18 protein-coding genes are annotated in these 16,973 nt (G+C 39.0%); 6 read left to right on the top strand and 12 right to left on the bottom strand.

All coding sequences use genetic code 11. The features are described 5' to 3' along the window. Positions 1-28 precede the first annotated feature (28 nt). Together PYV58_RS04070 and hemJ are read left to right on the top strand one after the other, a co-directional pair. On the top strand, positions 29-1,261 hold the full coding sequence (locus PYV58_RS04070; protein WP_004723663.1) for a beta-ketoacyl synthase N-terminal-like domain-containing protein: 1,233 nt from the start codon (positions 29-31) through the stop codon (positions 1,259-1,261). 81 nt (positions 1,262-1,342) lie between these two features. Continuing rightward, entirely contained in the window at positions 1,343-1,795 is a 453-nt protein-coding gene (gene hemJ, locus PYV58_RS04065; protein WP_004723664.1) for a protoporphyrinogen oxidase HemJ, read from the top strand. Positions 1,796-2,206: 411 nt separating this feature from the next. Here hemJ and PYV58_RS04060 read toward each other — a convergent pair whose 3' ends face one another. The 5 genes from PYV58_RS04060 to PYV58_RS04040 form a co-directional block, all read right to left on the bottom strand. After that, entirely contained in the window at positions 2,207-3,316 is a 1,110-nt protein-coding gene (locus PYV58_RS04060; RefSeq protein WP_034617619.1) for an acyltransferase, read from the bottom strand. Positions 3,317-3,568: 252 nt separating this feature from the next. Beyond that, positions 3,569-4,999 (bottom strand): amino acid permease, encoded by a 1,431-nt coding sequence (locus PYV58_RS04055; RefSeq protein WP_004723666.1) that lies wholly within the window; start codon positions 4,997-4,999, stop codon positions 3,569-3,571. A gap of 185 nt (positions 5,000-5,184) precedes the next feature. Then, complete coding sequence (locus PYV58_RS04050) at positions 5,185-5,556, bottom strand: RidA family protein (protein ID WP_004723667.1); 372 nt, start codon at positions 5,554-5,556, stop codon at positions 5,185-5,187. A gap of 10 nt (positions 5,557-5,566) precedes the next feature. Next, positions 5,567-6,691, bottom strand: coding sequence for an alanine racemase (alr, locus tag PYV58_RS04045; protein ID WP_034617617.1), 1,125 nt, complete (start codon positions 6,689-6,691; stop codon positions 5,567-5,569). A gap of 84 nt (positions 6,692-6,775) precedes the next feature. Further along, on the bottom strand, positions 6,776-8,035 hold the full coding sequence (locus PYV58_RS04040) for a D-amino acid dehydrogenase (protein ID WP_004723669.1): 1,260 nt from the start codon (positions 8,033-8,035) through the stop codon (positions 6,776-6,778). A 139-nt stretch (positions 8,036-8,174) separates the two neighbouring features. Between PYV58_RS04040 and PYV58_RS04035 the strand changes: the two genes are divergently transcribed. After that, on the top strand, positions 8,175-8,639 hold the full coding sequence (locus tag PYV58_RS04035) for an Lrp/AsnC ligand binding domain-containing protein (RefSeq protein WP_004723670.1): 465 nt from the start codon (positions 8,175-8,177) through the stop codon (positions 8,637-8,639). Positions 8,640-8,967: 328 nt separating this feature from the next. Here PYV58_RS04035 and PYV58_RS04030 read toward each other — a convergent pair whose 3' ends face one another. Next, complete coding sequence (locus PYV58_RS04030) at positions 8,968-9,612, bottom strand: HAD-IA family hydrolase (RefSeq protein WP_034617626.1); 645 nt, start codon at positions 9,610-9,612, stop codon at positions 8,968-8,970. Between the two features lie 105 nt (positions 9,613-9,717). Between PYV58_RS04030 and PYV58_RS04025 the strand changes: the two genes are divergently transcribed. Continuing rightward, positions 9,718-10,485 carry a hydroxymethylpyrimidine/phosphomethylpyrimidine kinase gene (locus PYV58_RS04025; RefSeq protein ID WP_004723672.1) on the top strand — a complete coding sequence of 256 codons (768 nt, stop codon included), beginning with the start codon at positions 9,718-9,720 and terminating at the stop codon, positions 10,483-10,485. 105 nt (positions 10,486-10,590) lie between these two features. Next, positions 10,591-11,136, top strand: coding sequence for a hypothetical protein (locus tag PYV58_RS04020; protein ID WP_034617614.1), 546 nt, complete (start codon positions 10,591-10,593; stop codon positions 11,134-11,136). A gap of 108 nt (positions 11,137-11,244) precedes the next feature. On the opposite strand, the gene PYV58_RS04015 is transcribed toward PYV58_RS04020, so the two are convergent. From PYV58_RS04015 to PYV58_RS04000, 4 genes are all read right to left on the bottom strand, one after another. Beyond that, positions 11,245-11,901 carry a nuclease-related domain-containing protein gene (locus PYV58_RS04015; protein ID WP_034617611.1) on the bottom strand — a complete coding sequence of 219 codons (657 nt, stop codon included), beginning with the start codon at positions 11,899-11,901 and terminating at the stop codon, positions 11,245-11,247. A gap of 35 nt (positions 11,902-11,936) precedes the next feature. Then, entirely contained in the window at positions 11,937-12,419 is a 483-nt protein-coding gene (locus tag PYV58_RS04010; RefSeq protein WP_004723675.1) for a methylated-DNA--[protein]-cysteine S-methyltransferase, read from the bottom strand. Between the two features lie 36 nt (positions 12,420-12,455). Next, positions 12,456-12,773: a quaternary ammonium compound efflux SMR transporter SugE gene (gene sugE, locus PYV58_RS04005; protein WP_034617609.1), complete on the bottom strand. Its 318-nt coding sequence runs from the start codon at positions 12,771-12,773 to the stop codon at positions 12,456-12,458. 109 nt (positions 12,774-12,882) lie between these two features. Continuing rightward, the gene (locus tag PYV58_RS04000; RefSeq protein ID WP_004723678.1) at positions 12,883-13,200 is read right to left on the bottom strand and encodes a multidrug efflux SMR transporter; all 318 of its coding nucleotides are present in this window, start codon (positions 13,198-13,200) and stop codon (positions 12,883-12,885) included. A gap of 218 nt (positions 13,201-13,418) precedes the next feature. Here PYV58_RS04000 and PYV58_RS03995 point away from each other — a divergent pair, with 218 nt between their 5' ends. Further along, on the top strand, positions 13,419-13,910 hold the full coding sequence (locus PYV58_RS03995; RefSeq protein WP_034617607.1) for a hypothetical protein: 492 nt from the start codon (positions 13,419-13,421) through the stop codon (positions 13,908-13,910). A gap of 50 nt (positions 13,911-13,960) precedes the next feature. Here the strand turns inward: PYV58_RS03995 and PYV58_RS03990 are convergent, their stop codons facing one another. After that, positions 13,961-14,887, bottom strand: coding sequence for a copper resistance protein B (locus tag PYV58_RS03990; RefSeq protein WP_034617604.1), 927 nt, complete (start codon positions 14,885-14,887; stop codon positions 13,961-13,963). Continuing rightward, the gene (locus PYV58_RS03985) at positions 14,874-16,970 is read right to left on the bottom strand and encodes a multicopper oxidase domain-containing protein (protein ID WP_244013936.1); all 2,097 of its coding nucleotides are present in this window, start codon (positions 16,968-16,970) and stop codon (positions 14,874-14,876) included. The genes PYV58_RS03990 and PYV58_RS03985 overlap by 14 nt, the downstream gene beginning before the upstream one ends. Positions 16,971-16,973 lie beyond the last annotated feature (3 nt).

The following is a 16,973-nucleotide window of genomic DNA, read 5'->3' as shown; positions in this document are numbered from 1 at the left end:
TTCTGTATTCTAAAATAAAGGACTTTGCATGAACCGTCGTGTTGTCATCACTGGTATGGGCATTAACTCATGTATCGGTAATACATTGGAAGCTGTTAAGCACTCTTTGGAAAATGGTATTTCAGGGACACGTCATAATTCAACTTACGAAGAACTTAATTTTAAAAGTCATGTCAGTGCCGCAGCAGAACAAGATTTTGATGGTATTGACCGTAAACTCAAGCGCTTCATGGGCGTATGTGCAATGTATGCCTACAATTCTGCGCTTGCAGCTGTTGAACATGCAGGCTTAACGCCAGAGCAATTGGGCGGTAATCCTCGTTACGGTATTGCAGGGGGTTCAGGTGGTAACTCAACTGCGTCTGTTACAGAGATGGTTAAACTTTTAGAAGAAAAAGGTGCGCGTAAAATTGGCCCGTTCTTCGTACCACGTAATATGTCAAACACCATTACTGCCAATGTCGGTGTTGCATTTAAATTACAAGGTGTTGCTCATTCAATCACCAGTGCTTGTGCAACTTCAGCTGATGCGATTGGCTATGCTTACAACCTGATTCAATTGGGTAAACAAGATTTAATGTTGGCCGGTGGCGGTGAAGAAGATCACTGGTCACAAAGCTTATTGTTTGATGCAATGGGCGCACTATGTTCTAAATATAATGATGCTCCAGAAACAGCTTCACGCCCATACTCAGCTGACCGTGACGGTTTTGTGATTGCGGGTGGTGGTGGTTTCGTTGTACTTGAATCACTTGAACATGCTCAAGCACGTGGTGCAAATATTCTTGCAGAAGTGGTTGCTTATGCTGCAAATTCGGATGGTGCGGATATGGTTGCACCATCAGGTGAAGGTGCGACCCGTTGTATTTTGATGGCTTTAGAAGAAGCTAAACAACATGGCGTGGATAAGGTTGACTATGTCAATACCCATGGTACTTCAACACCTGCTGGTGACGTAACTGAACTTCTTGCGATGGGTCGTGCATTTGGTGAAGGTAATGTTCCACCATTAAGCTCAACCAAGTCTATGACAGGTCACAGTCTGGGTGCTGCTGGTGTTCAAGAAGCCATTTATTCTGTATTGATGATGCAAAATGACTTTATCGCGCCAAACATCAATGTCACTGAACTTGATGAAGGCACAAAAGGTTATGACATCGTACTTGAAAAACGCGATACAAAATTGAATACTGTGATGAGTAACAGTTTCGGTTTTGGCGGTGTCAATGCTTGTCTCATTTTTAAAAAATGGGAAGGCTAAACAAAGAATTGTTGATCATTCAAATTTAAAATAAGTTTGGATGATCAACATCTCGCACACTGCCCTTAAAAGGGTAAATTGATGGATGCTCCTTCAGAAGCTTTCCTTTGGGTAAAAGCTTTACATATCATTGCAGTCGTGTGTTGGTTTGCAGCACTGTTTTATCTCCCGCGTTTGTTTGTCTACCATGCCATGAGCGATGACAATCTAAGTCATCAGCGTTTCGAGATCATGGAGCGTAAATTATATCGGGGCATTATGTGGCCTTCGATGATCGCAACATTAATCACTGCACATTTTCTCGTAGACTGGGGTGATGCAACACGTCATTACCATGAAGCTTTATGGTTTTATCTAAAAGTCGGTTTAGTTGGTCTTTTGGTGATTTACCACTTTGTTTGTGGCTATTACCGTAAAAAACTGATTGGCAATGCACATTATAAATCGCATAAGTTTTGGCGGTTTTTCAATGAGATGCCAACCCTGATTTTATTTGCAGTGGTGATTTTAGTGGTCGTTAAACCGACATTTTAACTTGTAGATAGAAACCTCCTAAATGGAGGTTTTTTATTGATTGTATGTAATTTACAGGCCCACCTAAATAATTTTTTAATAAATTCAACAACATGAAACTATAAAAACTTAATCAACAATATCATTCATAACACTTAATACATGCCTTTATAGAGGCTTCACTGCCACATCTTAGATACAAGGTTTAAGCTGGCAATGCCCCACTTTTCGTAGGGGATGACAAACCTTGCGCTGCGGCGACATCCATGTCGCCATACGATAATTACTCCATACACGATTCAATAATGTAAAAAGTAGTTGTTATTACCTTAAACAATGCACAATCACGCTATTGCACTCAACATCAAGTCCAATTGGATCCGTTCCCGAATAACCATTTGCTTGTGCAAACTCAATAAATATAGGATTTTTTCAATGGCGCTTAATTAGCCAATTTCTAATTTTTGCATTCATCGGTGTTGAGTAATACTTTTCAATGGCCCAACTCAATACAAAAACAGCAATAAAATAAATTGGCAATAGCATTAATTTTTCACTTGCTAAGGTTTCTTTAGGAAAATAAAAAACTTTAAATAAACCCAAGATAATCAAATGAAACAAGTACATTTCATAACTACGTTGCCCAATCCACGCTATACCTTTTGACAATATAGAGCGAGATTCAGTATGTGGGTTCTGAGCAAAACAGAAGATCAACATTGCTGACAATAGAGCAAAAAGGCTGATTCCCCACGTACTAACCTCTTTGATTGGTGCATATAAATAAACAGTAACCATCAATACCACAATGATTGGAACCACGATTCTTGAAACCTGTATTTTTTGACTCATCCGCTGAGTCATTAAAGCAGTTAAGCAACCAATCGCAATTCCATCAAAACTTGAGAAGTAATGATAAAGATAAGCCCCGCTTTCCTCGGCAAAATGTAATGAACGGAAATAAGGTGCATAAACGATGATTGCCAATAAAAATATAATAAAGCCTTTACCACGGCCTAATACAACACACAAAATCGGAAATACTAAATAAAAGACTTCCTCAACAGATAAAGACCACAACACGCCAAGTGCATAATTCACCCAGCCATTTTCAATGATCAGGATATTCATCCAAAAGGTAAAAGCAGAAAATACAGTTAAGCCGTAAGAAACTTCAATATCGTTTGGCGCTTGATTGATAAAGGGTTTTAACCCCATTGCACCCAGTGCCGTCACCAGCACCACCAGTAGTACCAAACAAGGCATAATTCGGGCAATACGGCGAATATAGAAATCTTTGAGTTTAATCTGCGCGAGTGTGCCACTTCTTTGTAAAGTATGCTGGGTGATTAAAAAACCTGAAATCACAAAAAATAAGGTCACACCATAATTACCATTGCGAGCAATTAAAGTACTTAAGCTTTCGCCAAAGATTTGTATTCCGAGAAAAGTGTCATGCAGTTTATAAGGAATATTAAAATGGTGGAGAAGTACCAATAAAATTGAAATTCCACGTAAGAGATCGATCTTGTTATTGCGCATATATGCTGTTGTTTAGCGTAAATGATGCTATTAAACGTGTTTTTTATTTTTATTTCAGTATTTTATTTTGAATAATTTGTTAAATTTCACATTGAATCTATGCAATCAATCACGGGGAAAACCAAAAAGTTAAGTATCTTATATTTAATCTAAGTGTTTAATTTTTAAAATTAATTTATATCAAAATCTTTCATATCATAGTTATTCAGGAGATGATCTAACACCATCTCCTGATCAATTGAATATTCAACATTAAAGCTGTTGATTACGCTTTTTCATACGCGGTTTATACATCATTTGATAGGTCACCGCTAAAATAATCACCCACAATGGGCTGATGATTAAAGCTTTTAAAGTATCAGGCTCTAGACTTAAAATCACCAAAGTAAAGGCAAGGAAGATCAAAACAAGATAAGACATCCATACACCACCCGGCATTTTAAAGTTTGATTTCTCATGCAATTCTGGGCGTAATTTACGGTAGCGTATATAACACACCATAATAATACTCCAGATACTAATGAATAAAATCACACATAAAGAACTGGCTAAGGTAAATGCTTCAACGGTATTTGGAACAAAATATTGTAGTGCTGCACCTGCCATAATAAAACCACAAGAGAACAACAAACCTTTTGCAGGAACGGCGCGTTTAGACAGCTCAGCCAACTTCGTCGGTGCTTGCCCTTCTTTGGCCAATCCAAACAACATACGACTGGTTGAAAATACACCACTGTTCATCGATGACATTACCGAGGATAAAACCACCAAGTTCATAATCACAGCAGCTGCACCAATACCAGCATGTAGGAACAATGTGACAAATGGACTTTGATCCGCAGGAATTTCATTCCAAGGGGTTACCGACATCACGATAAAGAGTGCCAATACATAGAACAAAATAATACGGGTCGGAATCGCATTAACCGCTTTAGGTAAGTTCTTTTCAGGATCTTTGGTTTCTGCCGCCATAGTACCGATCAGCTCGACACCGACAAAAGCAAACAAGGCAATTTGGAAACCTGCTAAAAAGCCACTTGCGCCTTTCGGGAACATGCCACCATGCGACCAGACATTGCTAAAGCTTGCAACTGAACCTGTTGGTGCTTGGAAATGGCTCAACACCATATAGCCACCAATAAGAATCAATCCGACAATGGCTAAAATTTTGATCAAAGCAAACCAAAACTCAATTTCACCAAACAACTTTACCGTGAGGAGATTAATCCCCAAGACCAAGAGTACGCATCCGGCACTAATTAAGGCTTGTCCCATGGGGGTAAAGGCGGTTCCGTCAGGAAGCCAAAAATTGAGATAATTGATAATTGCAGCCAAATCCGCAATACCTACTAAGATCCAACCGAGCCAGTATGACCAGCCAATATAATAGCCAGCACCTGGACCAATTAAGTCATGTGCCATATCAATAAAGGATTTATAGTGCAGATTTGAAAGTAAAATTTCACCCAATGCGCGCATCAGGAAAAAGAACATTGCACCAATGATCATATAAATGATCAGAATTGAAGGGCCTGCAAGGGAAATGGTTTTCCCAGAACCCATAAATAAGCCTGTACCAATTGCACCACCAATCGCAATTAATTGTAGGTGACGATTGGATAATTTCCGTTGTAGCTCATTTGGCGACGATGGTACGTCATCTGAATGGCTTGAAGTTGTCATAAAAATATCCTTTTTGACAATTTTTTGGAGGTAAAACCCGCTTGTGGCATAAGAACATTCCCGTTCTATTGTTCTACCTAACGCGAACTGGGCCACATGGTTTACATGTGACCAGCTTTAATTCGGGGCAAATACTGCTTTAATTATTGACAATAATCAATTCTACTTTATGACAAGAGATTAATTTATGCCTGCGCCGCAATAACTGCGATCTCAATCAACCAATCTGGATTAACCAAATCCGCTTGAATTGTTGCACGAGATGGTGCAACACAGCCTTCTAACCAATCAATCCAAATGGTGTTAAAAGTTGCAAAATCATCCAAATTTTTGATGTAAACATGAGCAGACAATAAACGTGATTTATCAGTATTTGCCTCAAGCAATAACTGATCAATCGTTGCCAAGATTTCTTGAGTTTGACCAATAATATCCTGTTGGGTATTTTTAGGAACTTGACCAGACAAATAAACCACTTTATTGAAAATGGTGACTGCACTCATCACTTGATTGCTGTTGAGCTTTTGAATATCTGCGTGTTGAACGTTGTTTGACATGTTGATGTCCTTATTTTGAAATTTTAAAATTGACCCGTGCAGTTACACCACACATGAGCTCATAACCTACGGTTCCAGAACTTGCTGCAACTTCATCAATCGGCAGTACAGTTCCATTTGACGACTGTCCCCAAAGTACCACTTCGCTTCCAACTCGCGCATCTGGGATATGGGTTAAATCAACCGCTAACATGTCCATGCTGACACGACCAATAGTTTGGGTTCGTACAGAATTAACCAATACGGGTGCATCCATAGAAATACGTTGGTAACCATCTGCATAACCACATGCCACGATTCCGATTTTCATGGCTTGGGTTGCCGTGAATTTAGATCCATACCCTACTGTTTCACTTGGCTGTAAATCTTGAATTGCAATGATTTCACTGCGTAAACTCATGCTTGGTTTAAGATTCCAATCTTGAATTGAATGTGTTGGATAGTCTGGAGAACTGCCGTACAGCATAATCCCGCTACGAATATAATCTGAACGTAAATCTTGCGAATGTCGGAGAATGGCCGCACTATTTGAAACTGAGCGCTCACCGTCTAAATCTTGAATGGTTTGTTCAAAAATAGCCTGCTGGTAGGCAATCCCAGATTGCCCCAAACGCTCACCATCTGCATCTGAAAAATGCATCATATGCGTGATAGATTTCACCACATCGAATTGCTTTAATCTTTGCCACATTGCCCGATACACATCAGGTTTAAACCCAAGGCGATTCATTCCTGTATTCATTTTTAAAAATACATCGAATTGCGTCTGTGCTGGATTGTCTTTGAGAGATTGGCTTTGAAATTGTTCTAGCCAATTCACTTGATCTTCATTATGCAAGCTAAAACTTAATTGATACTTTTCACAATCCAATAAATCATCTGTTGAAAAAATGCCTTCTAAGAGCAGAATTGGACCGGTCCATCCCGATGTTCTTAGGCGTTTTGCTTCATCGATATCCAACAAAGCAAAACCATCTGCGGATTTGAATGCATCATAGACACGTTCAATACCGTGTCCATAAGCATTGGCCTTGACCACGGTAAAAACTTTACTTTGTGGCATAAATTGACGGGCGACATTCAGGTTATGCAGCAAAGCATCCTGATGAATGACGGCAGTAATTGGTCTAGGCATTTTATTCATCCCTGAATATGGATTGGCGTTGTAAATTATTTATCGCTAAACAATTTATTTATCACTGTTTTAATAAAGTGGTACTTAAGCAGCGTGTGGATAACGCTGAATAGATAAACCTTCGGTACTAATATCGGTTTGATGATTAAGTACCAAATCACTAATCAATTTTCCTGAACCACATGCCATCGTCCAGCCTAAAGTGCCATGTCCAGTATTGAGGAATAAGTTTTTAAAACGTGTTGCGCCAATAATTGGTGTGCTGTCTGGGGTCATTGGGCGAAGACCGGTCCAAAATGATGCTTGTGCCAAATCACCACCCGGGAATAAATCTTGGGTCACCATTTCCAATGTGCCACGGCGATCCGCATTTAAACCATGATTAAAACCGCTTAATTCTGCCATTCCACCAACACGAATACGTTGATCAAAACGAGTAATTGCGATTTTATAGGTTTCATCCAAAACTGTAGATTGTGGTGCAAATGTTGGATCAACAATTGGAATAGTTAAAGAATAACCCTTCACTGGGTAAACTGGTAAATTCAATTCCAGCGGCTTTAAGAAATCACGTGAATAGCTACCAAAAGCCAAGACATAGCGATCAGCAGTTAACACTTCACCATTAACCACTACACCTTTGATTTCATCACCTTCAACCACCAATCTTTCAACATTTTGGTTGAATTTAAACTCGACACCTAAACCTTTGGCTAAATTGGCTAAAGCATTGGTAAATAAATAGCAGTCGCCCGTTTCATCATTTGGAAGATGTAAACCACCGACCAATTTATCTTTGGCATGTTCAAGTGCTGGTTCTACTTTAGCAAGATCATCTTTAAGCAATAACTCATGTGGAACACCACATTCTTTAAGTACAGCAATATCACGCTGAACCATTTCTAATTGAGCTTCATTACGGAAAACTTGCAATGTGCCTTTTGAACGGTTTTCGTATTCAATGCCAGTATCTTTACGTAATTCTCTTAAACAGTCACGACTATATTCTGCAACACGGGTCATACGTTCTTTGTTGATCGCATAACTTTCTGAGTTACAGTTTTTAAGCATTTGCGCCATCCACTGTAACTGCCACATACTGCCATCGATATTAATCGCGAGTGGTGCATGATGTTGAAACATCCACTTAACCGCTTTAAACGGAATACCGGGTGCAGCCCACGGTGTCGAATATCCTGGAGAAATTTGACCTGCATTACCAAAGCTGGTTTCTTCAGCTGGACCTGCTTGACGGTCTAAAACTGTAACTTGTGCTCCTTGCTGCGCGAGGTAATATGCACTTGCTACGCCAATCACACCACTACCTAATACTATTACACGCATTTCTTATCCTTTATGCATTTACTAGTTTATTTCACTAGTATATTTTTGGTTCAATAGTTTATTTCACTATTTTTAATGCTAAAATTTAGGTGTTTTAATTTATTGTCGTGAAAAATGATTAAAAAAAAGGGAATAATTGATGCGTAAATTAGACCGTATAGATCGAATGATTTTAGATATTCTTCAAAATGAGGGTCGAATTGCCATCAGCGAGTTGGCCTCACGGGTCAGTTTATCGACCACACCTTGTTCTGAACGCGTCAAACGTTTGGAGCGAGATGGTATCATTATGGGCTATCATGCACGTCTAAACCCGAAACATCTTGATCGCAACTTATTGGTTTTTTTAGAAATTAGTTTATCTGCAAAGTCTGGTGATGTGTTTGAACAAGTGGCTAAGGACTTAATGGAAATACCAGAAGTACAAGAGTGCCATCTTATTTCGGGAGATTTTGATTATTTAGTCAAAGCCCGACTAAAAGAAATGAGCGCTTATCGACGCTTACTTGGTGATTTACTTAAAAAACTTCCGTCTTCAGCCTCTTCACATAGCTATATTGTGATGGAGGAAATTAAGGAATCATTGTATTTGGATGTGCGCTAATTCCATCATTTTACCTTTAGACGGACTGACATGGGATACATTGCAGATTTGAATATCTCTCCACCTTAAAGCCAAGTTTTACTGTAAGTGGATCGTAAATTGAGCGGTGATGGGTTTAAGCGTTTAATGCTTCCACATCATGCGATATCTCTATCCGATTGAGTGAATGACATTAAAAGATTACTGGGGATTTAGTCCCTGTTGAAATATGTGATTACTACTAACGATGTGATTGCGAGTAAAACCCCAACTCAGAGTATGGTTTCTCTATGTTGGGGATGATTAAGGTGAATTGGAATTATCTCAAAAGTCTGAACTAAAAGCAGATTTAGAGCAGGTTTAACAATTCAGAGAACTTTGCAATTCTTGCTTTCGGCGCTGCTTCATCCAATTCTTGTTTTGAGCCATATCCATACTCTACCGCAATGGTTTCAATCGCATTTTTACGTGCACCAAAAATATCATGTTCCCGATCTCCCACCATCAAACACTCTTCAGGATTTAACTTTTCTTTTTCAAGGATATAAGTGATTAACTCGCCTTTATTGGTGCGTTCGCCATTTAACTCACTGCCGTAGGGATAATCAAAATATTTTAATAAATCAAAATGATCTAAGATTTGACGTGCATAAACTTCAGGTTTTGCAGTAGCTAAAAACAGTCGATAACCCTTACTTTTTAAGGCTTCCAAGGTTTGTGCAACATCATCAAAAACATGGTTTTCAAATAGGCCAGTTACAGCAAAGCGTTCACGATAACCCAATAAAGCTTGTTCAGCTAAAATATCATTTGCTTCAACATTGAGTAGCTTTGCCAATGATGCCTTTAACGGTGGACCAATAATCCAGTCGATATTTTCACTGTCAGGAATCGGATGCCCAACCTTTGCAAGTCCATAACGTGCAGATGTCGTAATGCCTACTTTTGGGTCGGTTAATGTGCCGTCGAGATCAATTAAAATATTCTTTATCACCATCCAATCCTTTAAATCTGTGTTTGAAACAATTATCAAATTACTATCGAGTGTTCTCGTAAACTTGCCTATACTAACGTAAATTTGTGAATTAAGGACATCATCGTGCGCCCTACTGTACTTTGTTTTTCAGGTCTAGACCCTTCTGGTGGTGCTGGTATACAGGCTGATATTGAAGCGATTGGTCAAAGTGGCGCACATGCGGCAATTGCTTGTACAGCATTAACCATTCAAAACTCTCAACAAGTTTTTGGTTTTGAAGCCAGCTCCAAAGAACTACTGCTTGCTCAGGCCAATGCTGTTGTCGGTGATTTACCTATTAAAGCCATCAAATCGGGGATGTTAGGGACGACAGATAATATTGCTGCGCTGGCTGAGTTTTTACGTGAACATCCAGATTATCTATATGTACTTGATCCTGTTTTAGTGGCAAATAGTGGTGGTTCACTGGGTAATCAAGAGACCTTGGTTAAAGCCTTTATCGAACTAATTCCTCTGGCAACAATCATTACCCCAAATACTGTGGAATTACGTGCCTTAACAGCAGAACAAGACATAGAAAAAGCCACAGCCAAGCTGTTTGAAATGGGCGCACAAGCCGTTCTGGTAAAAGGTGGGCATGAAGATACCCCAGACTATATTCGCAACGCCTTGTATGTGAATGGTGAAATGATCGCTGAATCTAAATGTCCCCGTTTAGAAGGTGAATACCATGGTTCAGGTTGTTCATTGGCAAGCTTTATTGCAGGACGTTTAGCACTAGGAGATCCGCTTAAAATCGCGGTACAACATGCTGAAACATGGTTATTTGGTGTATTAAAAAATGCCGAAACGCCGATTGAAGGTGGGCAAAAAATTCCAAAGCGCTTTTAAATGTTGAACATTGCTCTGCACTTTTGAAAATAGCATCCAAGTTTCACTAAGCAGCTGAAACTTGGGAACTCCCCTAAAACAATGGGAATGACAATGAGAATAACAATGCATAAAACACTCACGACAATAATGCTATCAAATTTACTTTTAACCCCATTCGCATTTGCTCAACCACAACAGCAAACTGTAAATCGCAATATTAACGATGTAGTGAATGGGCAAAAAACCCATTTTATTTTTAAAGATGGCGATGACGAATCAGGTCAACTCATCATTCAAACAGCGGCTAAACAGCAAGCATTTGATCTTGCAGAATTACCATTTGAACGAAAGCGACAGATTCATTTTCAAGACTATAATTTTGATGGATATACCGATATTGCTGTGTCTACACCTGATATGGGAATGGGGGTTTATTCTATTTTTGATATTTTTCTCTACCGACCTAAAAGTAAAGATTATCAAGTGTTGGACCAAGAAAAATTTGATTTTAGCCATGCACAATGTTCTGGATTGATGGATCTCAAACTGATTCCCCAGAAGCAACAAATGACCAGCTCATGTCGAGGTGGCGCAAGATGGTGGATCGACACTTACCTATTTAAAAATGGGCAATGGAAATTGTTAAAGTCTAAAGCTGCGGATGAGTGATTTTTCCCCTCATCCTCTGCTGATCTTAATGCCACAGTTACAGGATACGGATCCAATCATACAAAAAATATAATTTAATCAGTACGATGTTGATTATGAGTAATATGTTCATTTCTCAGTATATTTATCTTTAAGGCTTTGTATATGTTGGCGATTGGTTTTCCACGACTTTTCTAAAATTTCTTTCTCTAGACGATACTGAATACGTTTTAATTTCATTGGAGAAATGTTGATTTGCTTAAATTGTTTGACATAATCTGTCCAACCTGCATCACGAAAGACATTGTTTGGCATTTGGGTTTTAAATTCACAATCAGGCATAAAAACCACGATTGAATGGATCTGAGTGGAATCAACAATATCTGTAAGCACACTTTCTAAAACTTTTTGGTGCTTATAATTTTGATGTAATGGATTTTGGAACTTATAGCTCTTTTTATAAATCTTTTGTGTCCAAATCTTTTGACGCTCGCCACCAAATATCCAACCTTTATAATTCTTTGTTTCAATGACAAAAATACCATAAGGACTTAATAAAATATGATCTATTTGGGTGGTCTGATTTTGCTCATCAGGCAACGTACAATCATTCAATAAAATATAATTTTCTTTGTCTAAATAGAGTTTTACATGGGTGCTGACAGCAAATTCACCTATTTTCCCTTTTAAAAAGGGCTTAAATAATTTAACCAGCGTAATCGCAACTAAAAGTAAAACGATCCAACCTAGATTTGATAACAATGGTGCAAAAATTTGTGCAATCATTTTAAATTATAATGTAATAATGAATAGCGTTGAGTCTATGGCACTTGTTCAATTTTTAAAAGAATATCCTTATTATCCAACCCACCCGCAAAACCCACTAATTTACCATCAGCCCCGACCACACGATGACATGGCGCAATAATAGAGATCGGATTTTTACCATTCGCTGCGCCCACTGCCCGAACTGCTTTGACATTTCCAATCTGTTCTGCGATCTCTTTATAGCTCCGCGTTTCACCAAATGGAATCGTCAATAAAGCTTGCCAAACTTTCTGCTGAAACTCAGTCCCCGCAAAATCTAGCGGTAAATCAAACTGGGTTCTTTTTCCTTGAAAATATTCATTCAATTGTTTCGCCGTCTCCAACAAAACTGGATGTGTATTGTTTTTAATTAATTCAGCCAAACGAACCCGTTTAGGATTTTCATTTTCCCAAAGTACTGCAACCAAGGCATGATCGTGGGCGACTAATTTTAATATCCCGACTGGGGAGCTCATTTCCATAAATGAAAGTTGCATGTCCTTATTCCCTTTCCAACTCAGCAACAGCTTAACTTAGCTTGAAGATAATTTCATCAAAATAAGACCTGAAATAATCAATACAGCAGCCAACATCCGCATCGCTGAAGCTGCTTCACCTAAAAAGAAAATTCCGACGGCAAAAGAACCAATCGCACCAATCCCTGTCCACACGGTATAAGCTGTTCCAAGTGGTAATGTTTTCATTGCATAAGAAAGTAATGCAAAACTTGCAATCATAAAGATGATGGTCAAGATACTCGGTGTCAGCTTGGTAAACCCATCAGACACCTTCATAAAATATGCCCAAACCACCTCAAGCACACCCGCAACTGCCAATAAAACCCATGCCATTACACATTCACCATTTTCTATTGGGTGTTTCCACTATTGATTACACCATGAACTACACATAAAAAAAGTGCTACCTCCTACAGAAATAGCACTTAAACATTTCAATAAATTAAGACGAAGAAAGTTTCATTAAAACTAAGCCAGAAACAATCAGTACAGCAGCGAACATACGCATTGCTGTTGCAGGTTCACCCAAAATAAAAATACCAACCAAGAATGAGCCTATCGCTCCAATCCCAGTCCAAATGGTATAAGCAGTTCCCAATGGCAAAGTACGCATCGCATATGCCAATAGACCAAAGCTTAAAATCATGAAAAATAAGGTGACAATACTTGGTGTAAGCTTTGTAAAACCTTCGGACAATTTCATACTATATGCCCAAACGATTTCAAAGATACCTGCGAAAATAAGAAAAACCCAAGCCATGACCAGCTCCAAATTTAAATTAGAATCAGGCCGTCCTGACGATTTTTCTCAAATTGAGGGAGGTCGTTCCTCCTGAAGAACGCTAATTATATCAACTCATGTTGAGGAATTTATTAAAATTTACAAAATTTGACCTTTTTTACATTTCGAATAATTTTTTTTCATGAGGCTTACTTTATGATCAAGCATGCTAAATATAAAAATCAGGAATCAAAACCATGAAACATGATTATTGGGGTGATATCCACCCGAGCTGGGCTGGGTTTAGTTCAGAAACATTTTTTTCACATTGTTTTTTTAATCAAAATGCTGATCGGGAGATTTTCTTAGGGGAAGAGTTTGATGAAGATGGCGATGAAATCGAAGAAGCGCCCAATCTTGATCAACTCAACGCTTTTGCAAAAACCTACCAATTATTTATCAATAGTATTGAACAACATATTCAGACCATTCAGCAACATGCTTTTGAACGCTATCAAAAGCTTTATGCACATTATTATGAAAATCCAGAAAAATCAGGTGAGGCTGCATTGAATATTCAGGATGTGGAATCTCATAATCCTTATATACAGACCATGTTAAATTTGCGTGTGAGTGCACCCGATACCTTAACCCTCTCTATTCACTATGATTTAGATACAGAGCATGGAATGGAATTTAAATTTGTAAATAACCAGCTTGAACGTGTTGCTGGCATTGCAGAAACGTAAAAGGTCACTCCCAAAGAAGTGACCTTTTGCTTTATATGAAAAACGAAAGCTTAGAATCTAAAACGCAGACCTGCACCATATAACCAACCTGATTCGGAGTCGGTTGCAGTTTGCCATGCTGTCTCTTTGTTACCTTTAGAATATGCATAGGCCACACTTACATAAGGCATCACCTTTTTTGTGATTTCATAACGGGTTTCTAAACCTGTTTTAATACTGTTTAGGCCTGTTTTTTGGGCATAGCGTGAATCATCGCTAAACACCACATTTAAATCTAAATAAGGCTTTAAAATCAGCTTTTGTGTCAATAGTAAATCACGTTCAGTTTCTAGGCTAAATGCAACCCGACTGTCCTGTCCGAAATACAGATAAGCATCTGTTTCAAAAAAGTACTGCGCCAAGCCGTGTAAACCCAAAGCAGCATCTACACGTTCCTGATCAGTGGTTCGTTCAGGATTATCACTGTAACGCACACCCGCCTGTACATCCCAAAAATCAGCAATGTTACGGCTATAGAGGGCACTTAGATCATATTCTATTTTGTCTGATTCAGCCTTACTGGAGCTCCCTTTAATGAATAACTTATTTTCATCAGTACCTATGCGTAACTCTAAAGATGAATCTAAAGTACCTTTTCCATCTTCATCCAGCATCCAAGCATTATCAATAGTCACTCGCTGATAAACCTGCGCACCATGTTCTTTACGATGATCATGGGTACTATGTGAAGCTATGCTTCCCTCTCCCGTAGTGGTTGTAGGCGCTTGATGCTGTGTATGATCTACAGGATTGCTTTGCTCATCCAACTGATTCATTTTTGAATGATCCATGCTTGAATGATCAGTCACTACAGTTGATTTAGTCGCAATACTCGCATCACTTTGCATCTGATGCCCTTCATGGGCCAAAGCCAAACCACTCAGCATAAGTAATGAACTTGCCAGAACTGATTTAGAAAAAAGATTAATGATTTGCATGTTCGTCTCCTTTCACTTCAGCCTTTTGAGTGGTATTTGTTGTTTGAACTGGCTGGGTGGACACTTTGCCATCACTCACATTGGCAACAATCAATTTATTCATCATCCCTGCACTCATGTGGTAGAGCAAATGACAATGGATTGCCCATTCACCCAATTCATCAGCGGTTAATAATGCTGTAACTGTTTTTGCAGGTGGTACAACAATGGTGTGTTTATTGGGCATATCCACAGCAGGCTGACCATTTTCCAATTGCATAAACATGCCGTGTAAATGCATTGGATGCGCCATCATACTGTCATTGATAAATTTAATTCGGATACGTTCGCCATATTTCACTTTGAGTGGTTCAGCATCACTGAATTTTTTACCATTAATCGTCCAAACGTAGCGTTCCATGGTTCCGCCTAAACGAATCACCAATTCACTGGTGGCATCCCGAGTATCAGGTTGTGGGGTTAGTGATTTTAAATCACTGTATTGCAGTGCTTTATCTCCTTGCGGTGTCGAGGCATTTGCCCAACCATAAACCACTTGATCATTTTTTTGCGCTGCCGATGAATTGCGATGCTGTGAATGATCCATAGCTTGGGTATCATTCGCATTCATTTTTGAATGATCCATACCCTGCATATCGTCAGCATTCATTTTTGAGTGGTCCATACCCTGCATATCGTTGGCATTCATTTTTGAATGATCCATACCTTGCATATCGTTGGCATTCATTTTTGAGTGGTCCATACCCTGCATATCATTCGTATTCATTTTTGAATGATCCATAGCCTGCATATCATTCGTATTCATTTTTGAATGATCCATAGCCTGCATATCATTCGCATTCATTTTTGAATGGTCCATACCCTGCATATCGTTGGCATTCATTTTTGAATGGTCCATACCCTGCATATCGTTGGCATTCATTTTTGAATGGTCCATGCCTGACATATCACCCATACTCATCTTGGAGTGATCCATACCTCCGCCACCATGACCTCCCATATCTTCCATAGTTAGCACAGCACGTGGACGAGCAGCAGGCATATGAATAGCAGCACTTTTTGCTGTTAATTCATTGTGAAGTGTTCCAATCGCAAATCCTGAACGATCAATAGATTCTGCTTCAATCTGATAATGACTGGTTTTAGGTTCAACAATCACATCATAGGTTTCAGCAGTACCTATACGAAATTCATCCACAGCCACTGGCTTTACAGGCTGCCCATCGGCACTGACCACTGTCATTTTTAGCTGAGGTATACGTACATCAAAGAACGACATTGCCGATGCATTCACAAAGCGCAGTCGAACTTTTTCATTTGGCTTAAACAGACCCGTCCAATTTTGTTCAGGGGTTTTTCCGTTTACAAGAAAGGTATAACCCGTCACATCAGACATATCTGTTTTTAGCATACGCATCTGATTCCACATTTTGCGATCAGACCACGTTGCTTTTAGACCATCACGTTGTAACTGTTTCCAAACATCCCCTAGTGTTTCACGTCGATTTTGATAATATTCTGCGGAAACCTTTAGATTTTTTTGGATCTGGTCACTGGTTTGCTCATGAAAATCCGACAACATCACCACATAATCACGATCTGTGCGTTCATGCGCTGCCAGCGGTTTTTTATTCTTTGGATAAATCACTAAAGAACCATATAAACCATCCTGTTCTTGGCCTTTCGAATGGGCATGATACCAATAGGTTCCACTCTGACGAACTTTGAACTTATAGACAAATTCTTCGTTGGGTTTGATCCCGTTATAACCATTAAAGCCAGGTACACCATCCATAATGCCGGGCAATAATAGACCATGCCAATGGATCGATGAATCCTGATTCTTTAAATTATTTTTAACACGAATCACCGCTTCATCACCTTCTTCAAATTCTAAAAGTGGTGCGGGAAACTGGCCATTTACAGTAATTCGTTTTACAGGTTTACCTGTTACATTGACGATTCCTTCATCAATGCTGAGTTGATATTCTTTGATTGCGGCAATTCCCCAAGTTGAGGAAACCAAGCACAATGTCGCAACCAAGCTTTGAGCTAATCGCTTTTGAGATAACTGAATAAACATAAC

Source organism: Acinetobacter sp. TAC-1, assembly GCF_029025845.1.
Lineage (GTDB): Bacteria > Pseudomonadota > Gammaproteobacteria > Pseudomonadales > Moraxellaceae > Acinetobacter > Acinetobacter guillouiae.
This window is presented reverse-complemented; position numbering and strand designations above follow the sequence as displayed.

Coding starts and splice junctions, on each gene's coding strand:
- hemJ (WP_004723664.1), top strand. CDS start 1,343: ATGGATGCTCCTTCAGAAGCTTTCCTTTGGGTAAAAGCTTTACATATC.
- PYV58_RS04040 (WP_004723669.1), bottom strand. CDS start 8,035: ATGCGTGTAATAGTATTAGGTAGTGGTGTGATTGGCGTAGCAAGTGCA.
- PYV58_RS04020 (WP_034617614.1), top strand. CDS start 10,591: ATGCATAAAACACTCACGACAATAATGCTATCAAATTTACTTTTAACC.
- PYV58_RS04010 (WP_004723675.1), bottom strand. CDS start 12,419: ATGCAACTTTCATTTATGGAAATGAGCTCCCCAGTCGGGATATTAAAA.
- PYV58_RS04000 (WP_004723678.1), bottom strand. CDS start 13,200: ATGGCTTGGGTTTTTCTTATTTTCGCAGGTATCTTTGAAATCGTTTGG.
- PYV58_RS04015 (WP_034617611.1), bottom strand. CDS start 11,901: ATGATTGCACAAATTTTTGCACCATTGTTATCAAATCTAGGTTGGATC.
- PYV58_RS04070 (WP_004723663.1), top strand. CDS start 29: ATGAACCGTCGTGTTGTCATCACTGGTATGGGCATTAACTCATGTATC.
- PYV58_RS04060 (WP_034617619.1), bottom strand. CDS start 3,316: ATGCGCAATAACAAGATCGATCTCTTACGTGGAATTTCAATTTTATTG.
- alr (WP_034617617.1), bottom strand. CDS start 6,691: ATGCCTAGACCAATTACTGCCGTCATTCATCAGGATGCTTTGCTGCAT.
- PYV58_RS04050 (WP_004723667.1), bottom strand. CDS start 5,556: ATGTCAAACAACGTTCAACACGCAGATATTCAAAAGCTCAACAGCAAT.
- PYV58_RS03995 (WP_034617607.1), top strand. CDS start 13,419: ATGAAACATGATTATTGGGGTGATATCCACCCGAGCTGGGCTGGGTTT.
- PYV58_RS04035 (WP_004723670.1), top strand. CDS start 8,175: ATGCGTAAATTAGACCGTATAGATCGAATGATTTTAGATATTCTTCAA.
- PYV58_RS04055 (WP_004723666.1), bottom strand. CDS start 4,999: ATGACAACTTCAAGCCATTCAGATGACGTACCATCGTCGCCAAATGAG.
- PYV58_RS03990 (WP_034617604.1), bottom strand. CDS start 14,887: ATGCAAATCATTAATCTTTTTTCTAAATCAGTTCTGGCAAGTTCATTA.
- sugE (WP_034617609.1), bottom strand. CDS start 12,773: ATGGCATGGGTTTTATTGGCAGTTGCGGGTGTGCTTGAGGTGGTTTGG.
- PYV58_RS03985 (WP_244013936.1), bottom strand. CDS start 16,970: ATGTTTATTCAGTTATCTCAAAAGCGATTAGCTCAAAGCTTGGTTGCG.